This is a genomic window from Streptomyces sp. NPDC052023 (genome assembly GCF_044548465.1).
In the GTDB taxonomy this organism is placed as follows: Bacteria; Actinomycetota; Actinomycetes; order Streptomycetales; family Streptomycetaceae; genus Streptomyces.
In genome coordinates this window covers 46,701-66,630 of the sequence record NZ_JBIUBW010000008.1, presented here as the reverse complement: position 1 = coordinate 66,630, position 19,930 = coordinate 46,701, and the positions used below count along the sequence as shown (strand labels likewise).

At 70.7% G+C, this 19,930-nt stretch carries 17 protein-coding genes; 3 read left to right on the top strand and 14 right to left on the bottom strand.

Annotated features, from left to right (window positions below; translation table 11 throughout):
- Positions 1-70: 70 nt before the first annotated feature.
- On the bottom strand, positions 71-403 hold the full coding sequence (locus tag ACIHCM_RS18345) for a hypothetical protein (RefSeq protein WP_399896612.1): 333 nt from the start codon (positions 401-403) through the stop codon (positions 71-73).
- Positions 404-712: 309 nt separating this feature from the next.
- Between ACIHCM_RS18345 and ACIHCM_RS18340 the strand changes: the two genes are divergently transcribed.
- Both ACIHCM_RS18340 and ACIHCM_RS18335 read left to right on the top strand, forming a co-directional pair.
- Complete coding sequence (locus ACIHCM_RS18340; RefSeq protein ID WP_393104859.1) at positions 713-1,240, top strand: universal stress protein; 528 nt, start codon at positions 713-715, stop codon at positions 1,238-1,240.
- 150 nt (positions 1,241-1,390) lie between these two features.
- On the top strand, positions 1,391-1,951 hold the full coding sequence (locus ACIHCM_RS18335; RefSeq protein WP_399896608.1) for a GPR1/FUN34/YaaH family transporter: 561 nt from the start codon (positions 1,391-1,393) through the stop codon (positions 1,949-1,951).
- Between the two features lie 102 nt (positions 1,952-2,053).
- On the opposite strand, the gene glmS is transcribed toward ACIHCM_RS18335, so the two are convergent.
- The 3 genes from glmS to ACIHCM_RS18320 form a co-directional block, all read right to left on the bottom strand.
- Positions 2,054-3,871, bottom strand: coding sequence for a glutamine--fructose-6-phosphate transaminase (isomerizing) (gene glmS, locus ACIHCM_RS18330; RefSeq protein WP_399896605.1), 1,818 nt, complete (start codon positions 3,869-3,871; stop codon positions 2,054-2,056).
- 13 nt (positions 3,872-3,884) lie between these two features.
- On the bottom strand, positions 3,885-4,142 hold the full coding sequence (locus ACIHCM_RS18325; protein ID WP_399896602.1) for a hypothetical protein: 258 nt from the start codon (positions 4,140-4,142) through the stop codon (positions 3,885-3,887).
- 99 nt (positions 4,143-4,241) lie between these two features.
- Complete coding sequence (locus ACIHCM_RS18320; RefSeq protein WP_399896599.1) at positions 4,242-5,126, bottom strand: DUF4429 domain-containing protein; 885 nt, start codon at positions 5,124-5,126, stop codon at positions 4,242-4,244.
- 71 nt (positions 5,127-5,197) lie between these two features.
- On the opposite strand from ACIHCM_RS18320, the gene ACIHCM_RS18315 reads away from it, so the two are divergent.
- The gene (locus tag ACIHCM_RS18315; RefSeq protein WP_399896596.1) at positions 5,198-6,799 is read left to right on the top strand and encodes a beta-N-acetylhexosaminidase; all 1,602 of its coding nucleotides are present in this window, start codon (positions 5,198-5,200) and stop codon (positions 6,797-6,799) included.
- A gap of 68 nt (positions 6,800-6,867) precedes the next feature.
- Here the strand turns inward: ACIHCM_RS18315 and ACIHCM_RS18310 are convergent, their stop codons facing one another.
- The 10 genes from ACIHCM_RS18310 to ACIHCM_RS18265 form a co-directional block, all read right to left on the bottom strand.
- Positions 6,868-8,640, bottom strand: a complete 1,773-nt coding sequence (locus ACIHCM_RS18310) for an IucA/IucC family protein (protein WP_399896593.1) — start codon at positions 8,638-8,640, stop codon at positions 6,868-6,870.
- Positions 8,637-9,176 carry a GNAT family N-acetyltransferase gene (locus tag ACIHCM_RS18305; RefSeq protein WP_399896590.1) on the bottom strand — a complete coding sequence of 180 codons (540 nt, stop codon included), beginning with the start codon at positions 9,174-9,176 and terminating at the stop codon, positions 8,637-8,639. Before ACIHCM_RS18305 ends, ACIHCM_RS18310 begins: the two co-directional genes overlap by 4 nt.
- Complete coding sequence (locus tag ACIHCM_RS18300) at positions 9,173-10,450, bottom strand: lysine N(6)-hydroxylase/L-ornithine N(5)-oxygenase family protein (protein ID WP_399896587.1); 1,278 nt, start codon at positions 10,448-10,450, stop codon at positions 9,173-9,175. The genes ACIHCM_RS18305 and ACIHCM_RS18300 overlap by 4 nt, the downstream gene beginning before the upstream one ends.
- Positions 10,434-11,876: a lysine decarboxylase DesA gene (gene desA / locus ACIHCM_RS18295; protein WP_399896584.1), complete on the bottom strand. Its 1,443-nt coding sequence runs from the start codon at positions 11,874-11,876 to the stop codon at positions 10,434-10,436. The genes ACIHCM_RS18300 and desA overlap by 17 nt, the downstream gene beginning before the upstream one ends.
- 141 nt (positions 11,877-12,017) lie before the next feature.
- Positions 12,018-12,890, bottom strand: a complete 873-nt coding sequence (locus tag ACIHCM_RS18290) for a siderophore-interacting protein (RefSeq protein ID WP_399896581.1) — start codon at positions 12,888-12,890, stop codon at positions 12,018-12,020.
- Positions 12,891-13,005: 115 nt separating this feature from the next.
- Positions 13,006-14,052, bottom strand: a complete 1,047-nt coding sequence (locus ACIHCM_RS18285; RefSeq protein WP_399896578.1) for an ABC transporter substrate-binding protein — start codon at positions 14,050-14,052, stop codon at positions 13,006-13,008.
- Positions 14,053-14,181: 129 nt separating this feature from the next.
- Entirely contained in the window at positions 14,182-15,342 is a 1,161-nt protein-coding gene (locus tag ACIHCM_RS18280; protein ID WP_399896575.1) for an acyl-CoA dehydrogenase family protein, read from the bottom strand.
- 6 nt (positions 15,343-15,348) lie between these two features.
- The gene (locus ACIHCM_RS18275) at positions 15,349-16,296 is read right to left on the bottom strand and encodes a hydroxymethylglutaryl-CoA lyase (RefSeq protein ID WP_399896572.1); all 948 of its coding nucleotides are present in this window, start codon (positions 16,294-16,296) and stop codon (positions 15,349-15,351) included.
- Positions 16,293-18,302, bottom strand: coding sequence for a biotin carboxylase N-terminal domain-containing protein (locus tag ACIHCM_RS18270; RefSeq protein WP_399896569.1), 2,010 nt, complete (start codon positions 18,300-18,302; stop codon positions 16,293-16,295). The genes ACIHCM_RS18275 and ACIHCM_RS18270 overlap by 4 nt, the downstream gene beginning before the upstream one ends.
- Positions 18,303-18,310: 8 nt before the next feature.
- Positions 18,311-19,927: a carboxyl transferase domain-containing protein gene (locus ACIHCM_RS18265; RefSeq protein ID WP_399896565.1), complete on the bottom strand. Its 1,617-nt coding sequence runs from the start codon at positions 19,925-19,927 to the stop codon at positions 18,311-18,313.
- Positions 19,928-19,930: the final 3 nt, after the last annotated feature.

Genomic DNA, 19,930 nt, shown 5'->3' with positions numbered 1-19,930 from the left:
TGCCGAGGGGCGCTGATGCACACTCCTCAGAAGTTGGCTGAAAAGATACGGGCGCGTGCGCGGAAACCGGTCAGACGACCGGTGTATGCCCGCCGGGGCGCCGCCCACCCCTGTGCGCGCCCGAACCGCTGCGCTGATGCCGGCCCCGGTGCGGCGCACCCTCCGCGGCGCGCATCCGGGCCGCGCCCCGCTCGGACCCGCGCAGCAGCGCCCGGCACACCGCCGTGACGGCGGCGAGGCCGACGGCGGTGCCCGTGGCGCCGGCGAGGGAGCTGCCGCACCACAGGAGGACGACCGGGACGAGCAGGCAGCTGAAGACGGCCCATCGCACCAGGTCGGTCACCGCGTCCGGACCGGACGCGCTCCCGGGGCGCGTCTCGGGGTTCGGGCGGGGTGCGGACATCACTACTCCCTCTGGCTGCGGCTCACGTGGATCAACGCCCGTCCACACCGGTCGGTCACTGCCATGCACGGTTGTACCGGCGCCGTAAGTGAATCCTGTGCAAACCGCCTGTACGGGGCAGCAACCATTGCGTTACGGGCGTCCCCTCGTGCATGCTCCCTGGAACCCGTCGTGGACGTGAGCGGGATCTGGGCGAAGGAGGCGTGCCGCCGTACCCTTGGGGGTATGGGGTTGGGAAGATTATTCCCGGACACAGCTCCGTCGCACACTGTCGTCCCACCCATAAAGGATCACAACGCCGAGACAGCCATGGCCGGTCACGAATTCTTCGAACCCGCGGACCGCAAGCGGCCGGTCGCCGATCCCACGGCGGCCGATCCCCTGGCGGCGGAAGAGTCGCGCCACGCGTGCGATCCCGCCTTCAAGCACGGCGTGGTCGTCGGCTTCGACGGCTCGACGTCCTCCGAGCGTGCCCTCGCGTACGCGATCGGCATGGCGCTGCGCTCCCGTTCGGGCCTGATCATCGTCCATGTGGCCAACCGGCTGCCCACCACGGTGTGGGCAGGCTGTGAGCCGCCCGTCTTCGTCGATGTGCCGGACCACCGCACCGAGGTGCTCGGTCTGGAACTCGCCTGCGCGGACTATCTGGCCGAGGTGCCCTGGATCCTGGTCGAGCGTGGCGGGGACATCTGCCACGAACTCGAGGAGGTAGGGCGGGAGTACGAGGCGGACGCCATCGTCGTCGGCTCCACGCACGGCCTCGTGGGGCGCATTTTCGGCTCTGTCGCGGGGCGGTTGGCCAAGCGCGCCAAGCGTCCTGTCGTTGTCATTCCGTAACTCCCCGTTGGCCCAGGTGAGATGCCCCGTGGGCAGGGCGGGTCCCCTTTGTGCGCCACCCGAACCTACTCGTGCGTAGAGGTGTTTGTGCTCTTGTGAAGGGCATATATCGGTCACCGTACAACTGCACATGCATGAAGGGAGCCCGCCGTGGACAACGTCGTCTCTGCGGGAAGCACCACCACGATCGTCGGCCGACTCGCACTCGGTGTGACCCTGCTGGCCGTCGGCCTCGGGTACACCGGACTGATCGACGGAGTGACGGCGGCGGACGCCGTGACACTGGCTCACTACGTAGGCGGCGTAGCGCTGTTCGTCGCCGGACTGCTCGCGTTCCGGGAAGGTGACGCCGGGACGGGCACCGCGTTCGCCGCCCTCGGCGCGCTCTGGTTCACCTGGGCGGTCTCGCCCGACGTCTCCGCCAACGCGGCGGGACTGTTCCTGCTGCTGTTCGCCCTCGTCGTCCTCACCCTCACGCTCGCCGGGGGCGACACGCTCGGGCAGGCCCTGTACGGGCTGTTCTTCGTCGCGCTGCTGCTGCTCGCCATCGGGCAGTTCGCGGACAGCGGGGCGCTGGGCAAGGCCGGTGGCTGGTTCGCCGTCGCCTCGGGGGCCGTTGCCTGGTACGCGGCCACCGCGGCGCTGGCGCACTGGCCGACGGCACTCCCGCGACGCGGTGCCGCGGGCCGCGGTGTGACGGCTGCGGGCTAGCTGCGCCGGCTGGGGAGTTGGGCGGCTTCCCGGCACACGAGACGGACCCCCGCGTGAGGTGGCACACGCGGGGGTCCGTCCTGTTGTCCTGCCTCGCCGGGGTTACTCCACCGTCACCGACTTCGCGAGGTTCCTCGGCTTGTCGATGTCGCGACCGAGGGCCAGGGCCGTGTGGTAGGCGAGGAGTTGGAGCGGGATGCCCATGAGGATCGGGTCCAGCTCGTCCTCGTTCTTCGGGACGACGATCGTCTGGTCGGCCTTCTCCTGCTCCTGGTGCGCCACCGCCAGGATCTTGCCGCTGCGGGCCTTGATCTCCTCCATCGCGGCGCGGTTCTTCTCCAGCAGGTCGTCGTCGGGGACGATCGCGACCGTCGGGAGCGCGGGCTCGATCAGGGCGAGCGGGCCGTGCTTCAGCTCGGAGGCGGGGTAGGCCTCGGCGTGGATGTACGAGACCTCCTTGAGCTTGAGGGAGGCCTCGCGGGCGACCGGGTAGCCGCGGACACGGCCGATGAAGAGCATCGAGCGGGCGTCGGCGTACCCCTTGGCCAGCTCCTCGATCTCACCTTCCTGCTCCATCATCTCGGCGATCTGCGCGGGCAGCTTGCGCAGGCCCTCGATGATCCGCTTGCCGTCGCGGACGGAGAGGTCGCGGGTGCGGCCGAGGTGCAGGGCGAGCAGGGCGAAGGCAACGCAGGTGTTGGTGAAGCACTTGGTGGAGACCACGCAGACCTCGGGGCCGGCGTGCACGTAGATGCCGCCGTCCGCCTCGCGGGCGATCGCCGAGCCGACGACGTTCACGATGCCCAGCACCCGGGCACCCTTGCGCTTCAGTTCCTGGACGGCCGCCAGCACGTCGTAGGTCTCACCGGACTGGGAGACGGCGATGTAGAGCGTGTCGGGGTCGACGACCGCGTTGCGGTAGCGGAACTCGGAGGCCGGCTCGGCGTCCGCGGGGATGCGGGCGAGCTCCTCGATCATCTGGGCGCCGATCATGCCGGCGTGGTACGAGGTGCCGCAGCCGAGGATCTTGACGCGGCGGATCCGGCGGGCCTCGCGGGCGTCGAGGTTCAGGCCGCCGAGGTGCACGGTGGAGAAGCGGTCGTCGATCCGGCCGCGCAGGACGCGGTCCACGGCCTCGGCCTGCTCGTGGATCTCCTTGTGCATGTAGGTGTCGTGGCCGCCCATGTCGTAGGAGGCGGCCTCCCACTCCACGGTGGTGGGCTCGGCCGTCGTCCGGGTGCCCTCGGTGGTGTAGGTGCGGAAGTCGTCGGCCTTGAGGGTGGCCATCTCGCCGTCGTCGAGGGTCACTATCTGCCGGGTGTGGGTGACCAGCGCGGCGATGTCCGAGGCGACGAACATCTCCTTCTCGCCGATGCCGAGGACCACGGGGGAGCCGTTGCGGGCGACGACGATGCGGTCCGGGAAGTCGGCGTGCAGCACGGCGATGCCGTAGGTGCCCTCGATGTGCCGGAGGATCTCGCGGACCTTGTCCTCCAGCTTCTCGGCCTGCGAGCGGGCGATCAGGTGGACGAGGACCTCGGTGTCGGTCTCGGAGAGGAACTCGACGCCGTCGGCCTCCAGCTTGCGGCGCAGGTCGCTCGCGTTGTCGATGATGCCGTTGTGGACGACGGCGACCTTGCCCTCGGCGTCCAGGTGCGGGTGGGCGTTGACGTCGGACGGGGCGCCGTGGGTGGCCCAGCGGGTGTGGGCGATGCCGGTGGTGCCCTTGAAGCGCGCCGGGACCTTGGCCTCCAGGTCACGTACCCGGCCCTTGGCCTTGACCATCTTCAGGCCGGCGGCCTTGGGGGAGGTGACGACGATGCCGGCCGAGTCGTAGCCGCGGTACTCCAGGCGCTGGAGGCCTTCGAGGAGCAGGGGGGCGACGTCGCGCTTCCCGATGTATCCGACGATTCCGCACATATAGGTGTATTCCTCAGCCGTAGACGATGCGGCGCAGCTGCCGGAGCGAGAGCTCCGGCGGAGCGACCGCCCGGTATTTCAGGTCCGCCGCGATCTGTTCGAAGATCGTCGCGTTGACCAGGCCCTGGGCCTGGAGCTCGCGGTGGCGGCGACGGACGAACTCCTCGGTCGTCTCGTCGAAGTAGGCGAGCACGTCCTGGATCACCCGCAGCGCCTCACCCCGGTTGAGGGGCGTGGAGCGCGTCAGATGATCTACGAGTTCGTCGTGCACCCGGTAGATCCTGGGGTACTGGCGACGCTTTCGCAACAATCTTGCCCGATTTCGGGCAGGGCGGCTGGTGCGGGGCCTCAGGCGATCGGCCGGGCGGGGTCACATCCGTTTCAGGATCGCCTGCTTGGCCAGGGCGAACTCCTCGTCGGTCAGCACCCCCGTGCGGTGCAGCTCGCCGAGTTCACGCAGGCGCCGCAGCAGCGCGTCGTGATCGTCCTCGCGGGCGGTCGCGGCGGGCTCCGGCTCCTGTGCGGCGGCGGTCAGGGCGGCGGCCGGGGCCGCGGCGGCCGGGTGCGGGAGGCGGGCCTGGACGGCGGCGGCGATCAGGGCCATCAGGGGGTCCTTCCTGAAGCCCCAGAGTTCGACCGAGTTGGGGTCGTACTTGGGCGGGGCCTTGGTCGGGGCGTTCCGCACGGTGAAACGCAGACAGCCGTTCTCCAGCCCGGCCGCCGGATGCCACTCGACGGCGGCGATGTCGCCGACGGCGAGGGTGCGGGCGCCGGCGGCCGCCTTGGAGTCCTCCGTCTTCCAGTTCCACTCCAGGCGGACGTGCTCGCCGTCGAAGCTCGCGGTGCCGTCCCCGGCGGCGGCCGACAGCGGGACGGACGGGCCGGGCAGCAGATATGTGGAGACCGGATCGCCGGGGACCTGGTCCAGCAGCAGCGCGTTGCGCACCTCGTCCACGAGGTACTCGGCGACGCCGTAGCGGTCGGAATCGACGGCCAGCTGATAGGGGTCGTGGGGTTCCCCGAGCCGGCCCGCGGTCGCCTGCAGCAGCGGGTCGGCGCCGTCCCGCAGCCGCAGCCTGAGCCGCCCCGCCTTGCGGCCCTGCTCGAACGATATGCCCGCCAACGCGCCCAGCGGGACGCGCAGTTCACCCAGTGTCTTGCGCAGCAGACTGACGTTCTTGTCCCGTCCGGGGGTCAGGCGCAGGGCGTCGCCGTCGAAGATCCACGTGCCGTCCTTCTGGATGATTTCCGCCATGAGGGGGATTGTTTCACCGGTCTCGCGAGAGAGTGGTCCATACCTGTTGGAGCTCCAGGAAGGGACCGTTTGTGAGACAGCACCGCTCCCTGCACCACAGAACGCTTCGCCTTCTGGCTTCCCTGCTGCTCGTCTCGGCGCTGGGCGCCTCCCTCACCGGGGCGGGGCCGGCGCCCGCGCCCGGGGCCCCCACCCCGCTCGGCGACGTGATACCGGCCCCCGCCTCCGTCGACCCCGGCGGTTCGCCGTACCGGATCACTGAGCACACCCGCATCCGCGTCGACGGCTCCCACGACGCCCGGCGCGTCGGGGACCATCTCGCGGACGTGCTGCGTCCGTCGACCGGCTACCGCCTGCCCGTCACCGCCCACGGCGACGGCGGCATCCGGCTGCGGCTCGCCAAGGGCCCGTACGGCGACGAGGGCTACCGGCTCGACAGCGGCCGTGGCGGCGTCACCATCACCGCCGCCCGCCCCGCCGGCCTGTTCCACGGCGTCCAGACCCTGCGCCAGCTCCTGCCGGCCGCCGTCGAGCGGGACTCCGTCCAGAGCGGCCCCTGGCTGGTCGCGGGCGGCACCATCAAGGACACCCCGCGCTACGGCTGGCGCGGCGCCATGCTCGACGTGTCCCGGCACTTCTTCAGCGTCGGTGAAGTCAAGCGCTACATCGACCAGTTGGCGCTCTACAAGTTCAACAAGCTGCATCTGCACCTCAGCGACGACCAGGGCTGGCGCATCGCCGTCGACTCCTGGCCGCGCCTGACGACCTACGGCGGCTCGACCGAGGTCGGGGGCGGCCCCGGCGGCTACTACACCAAGGCCGACTACAAGGAGATCGTCCGCTACGCGGCCTCCCGGCATCTGGAGGTCGTGCCCGAGATCGACATGCCGGGCCACACGAACGCCGCCCTCGCCTCGTACGCCGAGCTCAACTGCGACGGCGTCGCCCCGCCGCTCTACACCGGCACCGCGGTCGGCTTCAGCTCGCTGTGCGTGCCGAAGGAGATCACGTACGACTTCGTGGACGACGTGGTGCGGGAGATCGCGGCGCTCACCCCGGGCCGCTATCTGCACATCGGCGGCGACGAGGCGCACTCCACCAGCCACGAGGACTACGTGACGTTCATGGACCGGGTGCAGCCGGTCGTCGCCAAGTACGGCAAGAAGGTCGTCGGCTGGCACCAGCTGACCGGCGCGACCCCCGCCAAGGGCGCGCTCGCGCAGTACTGGGGCCTGGACGGCACGGGCCAGGCGGAGAAGGAACAGGTCGCGGCAGCGGCGCGGAACGGGACCGGGCTGGTCCTCTCCCCGGCCGACCGCATCTACCTCGACATGAAGTACGACGCCCAGACGCCGCTCGGGCTGTCCTGGGCCGGATACGTCGACGTGCGGCGGTCCTACGACTGGGACCCGGGCGCCTATCTGCCCGGCGCGCCGGCGTCGGCGGTCAGGGGAGTCGAGGCGCCGCTGTGGTCGGAGACCCTCGAGAACTCCCGCCACATCGAGTACATGGCCTTCCCGAGGCTGCCGGGCGTCGCCGAGCTCGGCTGGTCGCCCCGGGCCACGCACGGCTGGGACGGCTACAGGCAGCGGCTTGCCGCGCAGGGGCCGCGCTGGGAGGCGCTGGGTATCGGGTACCACCGGGCGCCGGAGGTGCCGTGGCCGGCGCAGTAGTGCGGTGAGCTGACGCGGCGACGGGCACCACGGAGGACCGTACTCCGGGGTGCCCGTCCGTCACGGGGTCAGAACTGCGCCAGGGGATTCTTCAGGGTGCCGATCAGCTGGAGCGCGCCCGCCGGGTCCGCCAGGTCCACCATCTGCTTGTTGTCGCGCAGCTGGAGCCGGTTCAGGCAGGACAGCGCGAACTCGGGGGCGAACATGTCGTACTGCCGGAACTTGTCGGCGAGCTCGGGCATCGACGCCTGGTACTCCCGGGTGACCTCCGCGACCGTCCGCCAGAAGCTGTCCTCTTCCATGATCCCCTCGGAGGCGAGGTTCGCGGCGAGGAAGCGGAAGAAGCAGTCGAAGACGTCCGTGAAGAGGGACAGGAGCTTCTTGTCCTCGGGCACCTCGACGCGCAGCCGCTCCACCGCCGGCGGCAGCACCGCGTCCGGGTCCATGACGGCGATCTCCTCGGCGATGTCCTTGTAGATCGCCCGCTCGACGGCGCCGTCCCTCAGGACCAGGATGACGTTCTCGCCGTGCGGCATGTACACCAGGTCGTAGGCGTAGAAGCTGTGCAGCAGCGGGGTGTAGTAGGCCCGCAGGTAGCGGCGCAGCCACTCCTTCGGCGTCAGGCCGGACCGCTCGATCAGCGCGCCCGCGAAACTCCTGCCCTCGTGGTCGACGTGCAGCAGGGAGGCCATGGTGGCGAGCGACTCGCCCTGCCGGAGCGAGGCCACCGGGCTCTCCCGCCAGAGCGCGGCGAGCATCTTGCGGTACGGCGAGTAGCGGTCGGTCGCCTTCTCGTACTCCAGGTGCCGGTAGCCGACCGCCGCGCGCTCACGGATGATCGACAGGCCCGTCGACTTCAGTACCGGGTCGCCCTCGATCAGCTGGGCGAGCCAGTCGTTGATCGCCGGAGTGGCCTCCATGTAGGCGGCCGACAGCCCCCGCATGAAGCCCATGTTGATGACGGACAGGGCCGTCTTCACATAGTGCTTCTCGGGGTGGGTGGTGTTGAAGAAGGTACGGATGGACTGCTGGGCCAGATACTCGTCGTCGCCCTCGCCGAGGCAGACGAGGTGCCGCTGGGCGACCTCGGCGGCGAAGGTGACGGTGAGCTTGTTCCACCACTGCCAGGGGTGGACGGGGATGAGCAGGTAGTCGGCGGGGTCGAGGCCCTGGTCCGTGAGCTGCCCGTCGAAGCGCTCGACCGTCTCGGCACCCAGTTCGTCCCTGAGGAACGCCTCGTACTCGATGCCGACGCCGGCCGTGAACGCGGCGCGCGAGCGGTGCGCGGCCAGCCACACCAGCCGGACCGGGCTCGCGGTCTCGGGGGCGTACGAGAGGTACTCGTGGATCCCGAAGCCGAGCCGGCCGTTGTTGGCGACGAAGCAGGGGTGGCCCTCGGTCATACCGGTCTCGATGGCCTGGAAACCGCTGCCGGCCAGCTCGGCCACCGGGATCTGCGGCTTGGTGAGTTTGTAACAGGTGCCGGAGAGCGTGGAGGAGATCTCCTCCAGGTAGACCGGGAGGATCTCGTCGCTCAGACCGAGTGCCTGGCGCAGCTCGACGAAGAAGTCCAGGGCGGCGAGGGGGAGTTCGGTCCCGTCGCGGTGCCGGGTGATCGAGTCTGCGTCGACCTGCCAGTGGTCCAGGGCACGGACCGCCGCGGTGAAGGTGTACATCGTCCCGCCGTCGTCGCTGCGGACGACGTAGGCGCCGTCGCCGGTGGGCTCCGGCGTGATGAGCCGCTCGTGCGCGAACTCGGCGAGCGCCTTGCGGATCAGGAGGCGGTTGGCCCGCGCCCAGCGATGGGGGGAGAGGTGCGCCACGGCGTCGGACAGGGTCATACGGCTACTCCTCGGGCGGCCTCGAACTGCTCGCGCGTGCAGAAGCTCAGCAGCGCGCGCTTCTCCGGCTTGTCGATCTCACGTGCGGGCACGAAGCCGACGGCCTCGTTCAGCGCGTGCACCGCCTTGTTGCTGACGTCGGGCTCGACCACGACCCGGCGGGTCCGCGGGTCCGCGAACAGCTCCGCCATCACGGCGGTGATGACGGCCCGGGTGAAGCCGTGCACCGGCCGGTCGGTGGGGGCGACCAGGAAGTGCATGCCGACATCGCCGGGCTCGGGGTCGTACAGGCCGGCCAGCTCGACGTACCGGGGGTCGTACTTCTCCATCAGGAAGGCCGGGCGGCCGTCGTGCAGGCCCAGGTAGGCGTGGTGGTGCTCGTGGGCCGCGATCCGCATGTACTCGCGCTCGACGTCCTGGAGTTTCGCGTCCTGCATCATCCAGAAGGCCGCCTTGGGGTGGGTGACCCAGCCGTGCAGCAGCTCGGCGTCCTTCAGGGGGTCGAGGGGGCGGAGGGTGAACGTGCCGATGCTCATGCGGAGAACTCCTGGAACGCGATGGACTTCTCCACCGGGTAGTACTCGCTGCCGAGCAGCTCACGGATGATGTACGAGTTCCGGTACGCGCCCATGCCCAGGTCGGGCGAGGTGATGCTGTGGGTGTGGACACCGGCGTTCTGGAGGAAGACCCCCCGGCCGGTGACGTCGACGGCGTAGTTGCGGGCGACGTCGAAGTTGCCCTGGGAGTCGTAGCGCAGGCGGTCGCGGAGCGGCTTCAGGAACTCCGGTTCTACGTACTTGTAGCCGGTGGCGAGCACCAGGCCCTGGGTGTCGAGCGTGAAGTCCTTGGCCTGCTCCTCCTGGTGGAAGCTCAGGGTGTACGTGCCGTTCTCGTACCGCGCCCCGGTGAGCGCGGAGTTGGTGAGCAGCCGGGTGCGGACCGGCCCGCCCAGGTTCTTCTGGTACAGCAGGTCGAAGATCTCGTTGATGAGATCGCCGTCGATGCCCTTGAACAGGCCCTTCTGCTCCGAGGTGAGGCGGTAGCGGGTCGCCTCGGGCAGCTCGCGGTAGTAGTCGATGTACTCCGGGGAGGTCATCTCCAGCGTGAGCTTGGTGTACTCCAGCGGGAAGAAGCGCGGCGAGCGCGTCACCCAGTTCAGCTGGTAGCCGTGCACGTCGATCTCGCCGAGCAGGTCGTAGTAGATCTCGGCGGCGGACTGACCGCTGCCGACCAGCGTGATCGACTCCTTGCGCTGGAGCTCCGCCTTGTGGTGCAGATAGCGGGAGTTGTGCAGGAAGTCACCGCCGAGGCCCTGGCAGGCGTCCGGGACGTGGGGCGGGGTGCCGGTGCCGAGGACCAGATGGCGGGCGCGGAAGACCTCGCCGGCCTCGGTGCGCACGGCGTACAGCTCGTCCTCGTACGTGACCTCGGTGACCGTGGTGCTGAAGCGGACGCTGCTCAGCTTGTTCGCGGCCCAGCGGCAGTAGTCGTCGTACTCGACCCGCAGCGGGTAGAAGTTCTCGCGGATGTAGAACGAGTACAGCCGGCCCTTCTCCTTCAGGTAGTTCAGGAAGGAGTACGGCGAGGTCGGGTCGGCCAGCGTGACCAGGTCCGACATGAACGGCGTCTGGAGGTGGGCGCCCTCCAGGAACATGCCGGCGTGCCACTCGAAGTCCGGCTTGGACTCCAGGAAGACGCCGTCGAGTTCGGCGATGGGCTCGGTCAGGCAGGCCAGGCCGAGGTTGAAGGGGCCGAGCCCGATCCCCACGAAGTCGTAGGTCTTTCTCGTGGTGTCAGCAAGCGCGGTCAAGGGAGTCTCCCAGGTACTGCTCGGCGTGGCCGGCGATCAGGTCGAGGACGGCGGCGATGTCGGACGCCTCGGTCTCGGGGTTGAGCAGGGTGAACTTCAGGTACTGGCGGTTGCCCACCTTGGTGCCCGCGACGACGGCGTCGCCGGAGGCGAACAGGGCTTTGCGGGCGTAGAGGTTGGCGCGGTCGATCTCGGCCGGGTCGGTGACGGCGGCCGGGACGAAGCGGAAGACCAGGGTGGACAGCGAGGGCTCGACGACGACGTCGTAGCGCGGGTCGGCGGCGAGCAGCTTCCAGCCCTCCTGGGCCAGGTCGCACACCTCGTCGAAGAGCTGTCCGATGCCGTCCGCGCCCATCACCCGCAGGGTCACCCAGAGCTTGAGGGCGTCGAAGCGGCGGGTCGTCTGGAGGGACTTGTCCACCTGGTTGGGGATACGTTCCTGCACCATACGGCGCGGGTTGAGGTACTCCGCGTGGTAGGTCGCGTGGCGCAGGGTGGCGGCGTCCCGCACCAGCACGGCCGAGGAACTCACCGGCTGGAAGAAGGACTTGTGGTAGTCCACCGTGACCGAGTCGGCCCGCTCGATGCCGTCCAGCAGGGCCCGGCGCTTCAGTGAGGTGAGCAGTCCGCAGCCGTAGGCCGCGTCGACGTGCATCCAGGTGCCGTACTGGGCGCACAGCTCGGCGATCTCGGGGAGCGGGTCGATCGAGCCGAAGTCCGTGGTGCCGGCGGTGGCGACGACGGCCATGGGGACCAGGCCGTCCTTCCTGCACCGCTCCAGCTCGTGGGCGAGCGCGACGGTCTGCATCCGCTTGTCGTGGTCGACGGGGATCGTCACGACGGCGTCGGGGCCGAGGCCGAGCAGTTTCGCCGCCTTCTGCACGCTGAAGTGGCCGACCTCCGAGGCGAAGACGCGCAGCTTCGCCAGGGAGTCGGTCTTGGCCTCCTCGCGGGCCAGCAGCAGTGCCTGGAGGTTGGACTGGGTGCCGCCGGAGGTGAACACCCCGTCGGCGGCGGGGCCGAGGCCGATGCGCCCGGTGGTCCAGTCGATGAGCTTGCGCTCGATCAGGGTGCCGCCGGCCGACTGGTCCCAGGTGTCGAGGGAGGAGTTGACGGCGGAGAGGATCGCCTCGCCGAGCACGGCCGGTATGACGACCGGGCAGTTGAGGTGGGCGAGGTAGCGGGGGTGGTGGAAGTAGATCGCGTCACGGAGGTAGACGTCCTCCAGCTCGTCCAGGACCGCGGTGGTGTCGTGCAGCGGCTGGTCGAGGTCGATCTGTGCGATGCGGGGGGCCAGGGCGTCGACGGTGACGCCCGTGAACGGACGGTCGGTGGTGGCGAGTTTCGCCGCCACCCGCTCTACTCCATCGGTCACGGAGCGGCGGTACTGCTCCGCGGTCGTGTCATTGAGCAGGTGCGAGCGCATGTGGGGGTCCTCCGGTGGGGACGGTCCGTGGCAACGGGTACGGCCGGTTCAACTTAGGTTAGCCTAACCTAAGTCGCTCGGGTCAAGTGTGACCCCGTCCGTGACAGCCGTCACGGTGAACAGCGGTACGTCGAGGGGCAGTTACTCGCCCTGCTCGCGCAACTGCTCCTCGCTCAGGCCCCGTCGCCAGTAGCCGACGAAGGTGACCCGGCGCCGGTCGACACCGCGCTCGCCCACGAAGTGCCGGCGCAACTCCTTCACGCAGGACGACTCGCCCGCGATCCAGACGTACGGGTGCGCGGCGGGCGGCAACCGGGCGGCGCGCAGGGCGCCGAGAGCCATGGGGGTGGAGGCACCTCGCACGCCGCCCGCCTGGCCGCGGGGGCTCTCGGCGCCGCCCGCGTCCTGGACCAGCCAGGTGACCTCGGCGTCGGCCTCGGTCGCCAGGTCCTGGATGTCCCCGGCGTCGTGCACCTCCAGCCAGACGCGGGCGCGCATGCCGGGCGGGAGCGACTCCAGGACGGCCGACACGGCCGGCAGGGCGGTCTCGTCACCCCAGACGACCACCAGGTCGGTGTCCTGCGGCGGGCGGAACCGGATCGCCCGGTTGTCCGCGAGCGCCGGGCCGAGCAGCAGGACCCGGTGACCGGCCACGGCCCGGGAGGCCCACTGCGAGGCGGGCCCGGCCGGTGTGTGCAGAACGAAGTCGATGTCGATCTCGTCGGGGTCCCGGCGCAGCGCCCGCAGCGTGTACGAGCGCATCACGGCCCGTACGTCGTCCGGGAGTTCGCGCCATCCCTGCCACCACTGGTCACCGAGCTCGATCGGCACGACCGGCTCCGGCTGTCCCGGGTGCGGCAGGAACAGCGAGAGGGACTGGTCGCGCCCGAGGGAGTGGAAGGCCGCGAGGTCGGGCCCGCCGAAGGTGACCCGGACCAGGGACGGCCCGAGCCGCCTCGTCCGTACGACCTGAAGGGCGAAGAAACGGAACGGGGCGGCCACGGCCGTCGTCATGGGGGGCTCCTGGATAGGTTTCAGGTAAGCGGCTGGGCAACGCCCTCAAGGGCGCGGGGAGCTGCGCGACCGGCCACAACGGGCCCGCGGCTCCCCGTCACCGCAACCACCTGACTCAGCTGACCTTCTTCGCCTTCTCGATGGCCTCGGCCAGCGTCGTCAGCAAGGGCGTGCACTTCGCGTACGACAGGATCGGCTCCGGCGACCGCGCGATGACCTGCCCCGCCTTCACCGCGGGCAGCTTCTTCCACGTGCCCTCGGTGATGTCCGCGGGCTGGATCGTCGAGGAACGGTCGTCCATCATGATGATGTCGGCCGGGTACTTGTCGACGTTCTCCCAGCTCAGCGACTCGAACCAGCCCCCACCCTCGGCCTTGGCCTTCTCCGGCGGCTCGACGAAGTTCACGCCGAGCGCCTTGAAGTACTCCAGGTCGATGGAGAGGTTGGTGCCCGAGACGTAGAAGATCTCCTGGCTCGCGGAGCCGGCCAGCACCTTGATCTCCGGCCGGGACTTGGCGGCCTTGCGCAGCCGCTCGGCGGCCGCCTCGAACTCCTGCTTGGCCTTGACGGCCTTGTCGGCCTTCATGTCCGCGCCCAGCGACTCGGCCAGCTCCCACATGCGCTGCAGCGGCGCCGTCAGCTGGCGGTCGTAGACGGAGACGGCGGCGCTCGGGGCGAGCTTGGCGATCTTGTCCTTGGACGCCTCGGGGACGTACCAGAGGGTGCCCGCGCTGTCGAAGGTGGTGGAGATCAGCACGTCCGGCTGGAAGGCGGCGTACTGCTCGACGTTGAACTGGTCCCAGACGTTGCCGAAGACGGTCAGCTTGCTGACGTCCATGTCGCCGGCCTGGACATCGGCCTTGCCGTCCTTCGTCCTGGTCGGGCCGAAGACACCCTTGACCTCGATGCCGTAGTCGTGGAGGGCGGCGGCGACGCCGACGAAGGCGACGATGTTGGCCGGGACCTGGTCCAGCTTCACTGTCTCGCCGCGGTCGTCCTTGAACGACCAGGGACCGGAGGCCTTGGCGGAGGCCTTCGCGTCCGAGCCGCCGCCGTTCGTGTCTTCGTCGCCGCAGGCTGCGAGCACGGCACCGAGGCCGAGGGCACCACCGGCGGCGAGGATGCCGCGGCGGGTGAGGTGGGTGGCACGGGCGTTGGACATGAGTGTGGCTGCTTTCGAACAGGGCGGGGGCCCGCCGGACAATTCGAAGGTAGGTTAGCCTAACCTCAGATCTTGTCCAGGGGTGGGCCCCCCGATTGCGTACCTGTCCGTGGCCGGGCGGGCGGTAGCTCAGCCCGCCAGCCCCAACTCCCTGGCGATCAGCAGTCGTTGCACCTCGCTCGTGCCCTCGCCGATCTCCAGGATCTTCGAGTCGCGCCACATCCGGGCCACCGGGTACTCGTTCATGAAGCCGTAGCCGCCGTGGATCTGGGTGGCGTCACGGGCGTTGTCCACCGCGATCGTGGAGGAGTACAGCTTCGCCAGCGCCGCCTCCTTCTTGAAGGGTTCGCCGGCGACCAGGCGTGAGGCCGCGTCACGCCACGCGAGGCGGGCGGTGTGGGCCTTCATCTCCATGTCGGCGATCTTGAACTGTATGGCCTGGTTGGCGCCGATCGGCCGGCCGAAGGCGTGACGTTCCTTCGCGTACTTCACCGACTCGTCCACGCAGCCCTGTGCCAGGCCGGTGGCGAGCGCCGCGATGGCGACGCGGCCCTCGTCGAGGATGCGCAGGAACTGGGCGTACCCGCGGCCCTCCTCGCCCAGCAGGTTCGCCGCCGGGACCCGGACGTCGTCGAAGGACAACTCACGGGTGTCGGAGGCGTTCCAGCCGACCTTGGAGTACTGGGGTGCCACCGTGAAGCCCGGCGTGCCGGACGGGACGATGATCGCGGAGATCTGCGGCCTGCCGTCCGGCTTGCGGCCCGTCACGGCGGTGACCGTCACCAGGCCGGTGATGTCCGTGCCCGAGTTGGTGATGAAGCACTTGGTGCCGTTGATCACCCACTCGCCGGTCTCCGCGTCCAGCCGGGCCGTCGTGCGGGTCGCACCGGCGTCCGAGCCGCCGTCGGGCTCGGTCAGGCCGAAGGCGCCGAGGATCTCGCCGGAGCAGAGCCGGGGGAGCCACTGACGCTTCTGTTCCTCGGTACCGAACAGATGGATCGGCATGGCCCCCAGCGAGACGCCCGCCTCCAGGGTGATGGCCACCGAGGAGTCGACGCGGGCCAGTTCCTCCAGGGCGATGCCGAGAGCGAGGTAGTCGCCGCCCATACCGCCGTACTCCTCCGGGAACGGCAGCCCGAACAGGCCCATCCTGCCCATCTCGCGGACGATCTCGTACGGGAACTCGTGCCGCTCGTAGTAGTCGCCGATCTTGGGGGCGACGACCTCGTGCGCGAACTCCTCCACCGTGCGGCGGAGTTCTTCCAGCTCGGGGCTGAGGCGGTGGTCCATGATGCGTCACTGCTCCTGGTGGGAGAGGGCTCTTACGGTGCGGGACGGGCTGGGTCGGCCCAGTCGGCCGGCCATCCACACGCTGGTGGCGGTGAGACGGCCGAGGTCGACGCCGGTGTCGATGCCGAGACCGTGCAGCATCCACACGAGGTCCTCGGTGGCGAGGTTGCCGGTGGCGCTCCTGGCGTACGGGCAGCCGCCGAGTCCGCCCGCCGAGGCGTCGACCGTCGTGACGCCGTGCTGGAGCGCGGCGAGGGTGTTGGCCAGTGCCTGGCCGTAGGTGTCGTGGAAGTGCACGCCGAGGGCGGGGGCCGGGACGCCGTCGGCGTTCAGCGCGGAGAGCAGCTCGGCGACGTGGCCCGGGGTCGCCACGCCGATCGTGTCGCCCAGGCTCAGCTCGTCGCAGCCCATGTCCCGCAGCGCCTTGCAGACCCGCACGACCTGGTGCACCGCGACGGGCCCCTCCCAGGGGTCGCCGAAGCACATCGACAGATAGCCGCGGACGTGCAGCCCCTCGGCCTTCGCCCGGGAGACGACCGGGTCGAACATGGCGAGCGCCTCGTCGACCGTGCGGTTGAGGTTGGCCTTCGCGAAGGACTCGGTGGCGCTGGCGAAGACGGCGACGCGGGTGGCGCCCAGGGCCAGCGCCCGGTCCAGCCCCCGGTCGTTGGGGACCAGCACGGGCAGGGCCACCGGCACCTCGCTGACGAGCGGGAACAGCGCCTCCGCGTCGGCCAGCTGGGGCACCCACCTGGGGTGGACGAAGCTGGTGGCCTCGATCGTCGTCAGGCCCGCGTCGGCCAGCCGGTGGATGAACTCCGCCTTGACCTCCGTCGGGACCTGCGCCTTCTCGTTCTGCAGGCCGTCACGGGGGCCGACCTCGTGGATCCGCACCCGGGCGGGCAGGCCCGGGGCGGGTACGACCATGGGGAGGCCGGGCGCGGGGGTGCTCATGCCGGTGCCTCCTCGGTCGGCTCGGTCGGCGTGATGACGGCGAGGACCTGGTCCATGGCGACGGTCGCGCCGGGGGCCACGTCGAGCTCGGCGACCGTTCCGGCGTGCGGGGCGGCGATGACGTGCTCCATCTTCATCGCCTCCACCACCAGCAGGCTCTGACCGGCGCTCACCTCGTCGCCCACCGCGACCTTCACCACGGTCACTGTGCCCGGCATGGGCGCGGTCAGCGAGTCGGCACCGGCGTGCGCGGTGCGGGAGAGGGACGCCTGAACCGGGTCGTGGTCGCGCACCTGCCAGGCGTCGCCGTCACGGCCCAGCCAGGTGCCGTCCGGCAGGGCCGCGAAGGTGTGGGCGACGCCGTCGAGCCGGAACGTGAACCGGGACCCGGGCCCGGCCGGGGCGGGGCCCGCGGAGACCGGGACCGGGGCCCCGGCGCCGTCGGGCAGCAGCTCGAACCCGCCGTCCGCCGAGCCGCGCAGCCGTACGGTCACCGGGTCGTGCCCCGGCACCCGCAGGTGGTGCGCGGTCCAGGCCCGCTCACCGCCCAGACGCCAGCCCTGCGGGACGGAGAACGGATCGACCCAGCCGGTGCCCGGCGCGGGGGCCAGGGCGGCCTGGCGCAGCAGTGCCGCCGCCGCGTAGACCTCGACCGGGACCTCGCCGGCCACGAGGCCGGTCACCTCCCGCTCGACCAGCCCGGTGTCCAGGTCGCCCTCGACGACCGCCGGATGGGCCAGCAGCCGCCGCAGGAATCCGGCGTTCGTCGGGACGCCGAGGACGACCGTCCCGGCGAGGGCGGCGCGCAGCTTGCGCAGGGCCGTGGCGCGGTCCGGGCCGTGGGCGATGACCTTCGACAGCATCGGGTCGTACAGGCTGCCGACCTCGGTGCCCTCGCTGAGCCCCGAATCGGTGCGGACGCCGTCGCCCTCGGGCTCGTGCAGCCGGAGCACCGTGCCGCCGGAGGGCAGGAAGCCCCTGGTCGGGTCCTCGGCGCAGACGCGGGCCTCGATCGCGTGCCCGGTGAGGGCGATGTCGTCCTGCGTGAAGCCCAGGCGCTCGCCCGCCGCGACCCGCAATTGCCACTCCACGAGGTCGAGCCCGGTGACCAGCTCGGTGACGGGGTGCTCCACCTGCAGGCGGGTGTTCATCTCCATGAAGCAGTACGCGTCCGGGTCGCCGCCGGGGACGATGAACTCCACCGTGCCCGCCCCGACGTACCCGCAGGAGCGGGCCGCCTGTACCGCCGCCTCACCCATCGCCGCGCGCGTGGCCTCGTCCAGGAGCACGCTGGGCGCCTCCTCGACGACCTTCTGGTGGCGCCGCTGCAGGGAGCACTCGCGCTCGCCCAGGTGGACGACGCCGCCGTGGCCGTCGGCCAGGATCTGGATCTCGATGTGGCGGGGCCGGTCGATCCAGCGCTCCACGAGGAGGGTGTCGTCGCCGAAGGAGGCCGCGGCCTCGCGCCGGGCGGCGGCGATCTCGTCGTCGAGCAGGCTCAGGTCCCGCACCAGGCGCATGCCCTTGCCGCCGCCGCCCGCGGAGGGCTTGAGCAGGACGGGCGCGCCCAGTTCACGGGCGGCGCGGGCGAGCTCGGGGTCCCGGCCGCCGGGGACGACGGGGACGCCGGCCGCCGCGACGGTCTCCTTGGCGCGGATCTTGTCGCCCATCAGCGCGATGGCGTCGGCCGGAGGCCCGATGAAGACGAGCCCGGCGTCGGCGCAGGCACGCGCGAAGGCGGCGTTCTCGGCGAGGAAGCCGTACCCCGGGTGGACGGCCTGGGCGTTCGTGGCGGCCGCGGCCCGCAGGATCCGCTCGACCGACAGATAGCTCTCCACGGCGGGCGCGGGCCCGATCCGTACCGCCGTGTCGGCCTCGCGCACGTGCCGGGCGTCGGCGTCGGCGTCGGAGTAGACGGCGACGGAGCGGACGCCCAGCGAGCGCAGCGTACGGATGACACGGACCGCGATCTCACCGCGGTTGGCCACAAGAACGGTGTCGAACATCGGTCCCCTCACATCCGGAAGACGCCGAACTGGGGGTCACCCAGAGGCGCGTTGGCGCACGCGGTCAGGGCCAGGCCGACCACCTGACGGGTCTCCAGGGGGTCGATCACCCCGTCGTCCCAGAGGCGGGCGGTGGCGTAGTAGGCGTTGCCCTGGCGCTCGTACTGCGCGCGGATCGGCGCCTTGAACGCCTCTTCCTCCTCGGCGGGCCAGGACTCGCCGTGGCCCTCCAGCTGGTCCCGCTTGACGGTGGCGAGGACCGAGGCGGCCTGTTCGCCGCCCATCACGGAGATCTTGGCGTTGGGCCACATCCACAGAAAGCGCGGCGAGTACGCCCGGCCGCACATCGAGTAGTTCCCCGCGCCGTAGGAGCCGCCGACCACGACCGTCAGCTTCGGCACGCGCGTGGTGGCGACGGCCGTGACCATCTTCGCCCCGTGCTTGGCGATGCCGCCGGCCTCGTAGTCCTTGCCGACCATGAACCCCGAGATGTTCTGCAGGAACAGCAGCGGGATGCCGCGCTGGTCGCACAGCTCGATGAAGTGCGCGCCCTTCTGGGCGGACTCCGAGAAGAGGATGCCGTTGTTGGCGACGATGCCGACCGGGTGGCCGTGGATCCGGGCGAAGCCGGTGACGAGGGTCTGCCCGAACTCGGACTTGAACTCGGCGAACCGGGAGCCGTCGGCCACGCGCGCGATGATCTCGCGGACGTCGTAGGGGGTGCGGGAGTCGACGGGGACCGCCCCGTACAGCCCGTAGGGGTCGGCCTTGGGCTCCACCGCGGGCCTCACCTCCCAGGGCAGCGGCCCGCGCTCGGGGAGGGTGGCGACGATGTTCCGCACGATGCGCAGGGCGTGGGCGTCGTCCTCCGCAAGGTGGTCGGTGACGCCGGACACACGGGAGTGCACCTCGCCGCCGCCGAGCTCCTCGGCGGTGACGACCTCGCCGGTGGCGGCCTTCACCAGCGGGGGGCCGCCGAGGAAGATCGTGCCCTGGTTGCGGACGATGACGGCCTCGTCGCTCATCGCCGGGACGTACGCCCCGCCCGCCGTGCAGGAGCCGAGGACGGCGGCGATCTGGGGGATCCGGGCGGCGGACATCCGGGCCTGGTTGTAGAAGATCCGCCCGAAGTGCTCACGGTCCGGGAAGACCTCGTCCTGCAGGGGCAGGAAGGCGCCGCCGGAGTCCACGAGGTAGAGACAGGGCAGCCGGTTCTCCAGGGCGACTTCCTGCGCGCGCAGGTGCTTCTTCACCGTCATCGGGTAGTACGTCCCGCCCTTGACGGTCGCGTCGTTGGCGACGACGACGCACTCCCGGCCGCTGACCCGCCCGATGCCGGCGACGACACCGGCGGCCGGGGCCTGCCCGTCGTACATCCCGTCGGCGGCGAGCGGTGCCAGCTCCAGGAAGGGCGAGCCGGGGTCGAGAAGGGTGTCGACCCGGTCGCGCGGCAGCAGCTTGCCGCGCGCGGTGTGCCGGGCGCGCGCCTTCTCACCCCCGCCCAGCCGGGCGGCGGCGAGCTTGCCGCGCAGCTCCTCCACGAGCGCGAGGTGCCCTGCCTCGTTGACCCGCCAGGCCTCCGACGCGGGGTCCGCCGCGCCGTGCAGCTCCGGTGCCTGGTCCATCCT

What these genes read in the sequence shown, in the direction of transcription:
- ACIHCM_RS18345 (WP_399896612.1), bottom strand. Translation starts at nt 403, where the DNA reads ATGTCCGCACCCCGCCCGAACCCCGAGACGCGCCCCGGGAGCGCGTCC.
- ACIHCM_RS18340 (WP_393104859.1), top strand. Translation starts at nt 713, where the DNA reads ATGGCCGGTCACGAATTCTTCGAACCCGCGGACCGCAAGCGGCCGGTC.
- glmS (WP_399896605.1), bottom strand. Translation starts at nt 3,871, where the DNA reads ATGTGCGGAATCGTCGGATACATCGGGAAGCGCGACGTCGCCCCCCTG.
- ACIHCM_RS18320 (WP_399896599.1), bottom strand. Translation starts at nt 5,126, where the DNA reads ATGGCGGAAATCATCCAGAAGGACGGCACGTGGATCTTCGACGGCGAC.
- ACIHCM_RS18310 (WP_399896593.1), bottom strand. Translation starts at nt 8,640, where the DNA reads ATGACCCTGTCCGACGCCGTGGCGCACCTCTCCCCCCATCGCTGGGCG.
- ACIHCM_RS18305 (WP_399896590.1), bottom strand. Translation starts at nt 9,176, where the DNA reads ATGAGCATCGGCACGTTCACCCTCCGCCCCCTCGACCCCCTGAAGGAC.
- desA (WP_399896584.1), bottom strand. Translation starts at nt 11,876, where the DNA reads ATGCGCTCGCACCTGCTCAATGACACGACCGCGGAGCAGTACCGCCGC.
- ACIHCM_RS18290 (WP_399896581.1), bottom strand. Translation starts at nt 12,890, where the DNA reads ATGACGACGGCCGTGGCCGCCCCGTTCCGTTTCTTCGCCCTTCAGGTC.
- ACIHCM_RS18285 (WP_399896578.1), bottom strand. Translation starts at nt 14,052, where the DNA reads ATGTCCAACGCCCGTGCCACCCACCTCACCCGCCGCGGCATCCTCGCC.
- ACIHCM_RS18280 (WP_399896575.1), bottom strand. Translation starts at nt 15,342, where the DNA reads ATGGACCACCGCCTCAGCCCCGAGCTGGAAGAACTCCGCCGCACGGTG.
- ACIHCM_RS18275 (WP_399896572.1), bottom strand. Translation starts at nt 16,296, where the DNA reads ATGAGCACCCCCGCGCCCGGCCTCCCCATGGTCGTACCCGCCCCGGGC.
- ACIHCM_RS18270 (WP_399896569.1), bottom strand. Translation starts at nt 18,302, where the DNA reads ATGTTCGACACCGTTCTTGTGGCCAACCGCGGTGAGATCGCGGTCCGT.
- ACIHCM_RS18265 (WP_399896565.1), bottom strand. Translation starts at nt 19,927, where the DNA reads ATGGACCAGGCACCGGAGCTGCACGGCGCGGCGGACCCCGCGTCGGAG.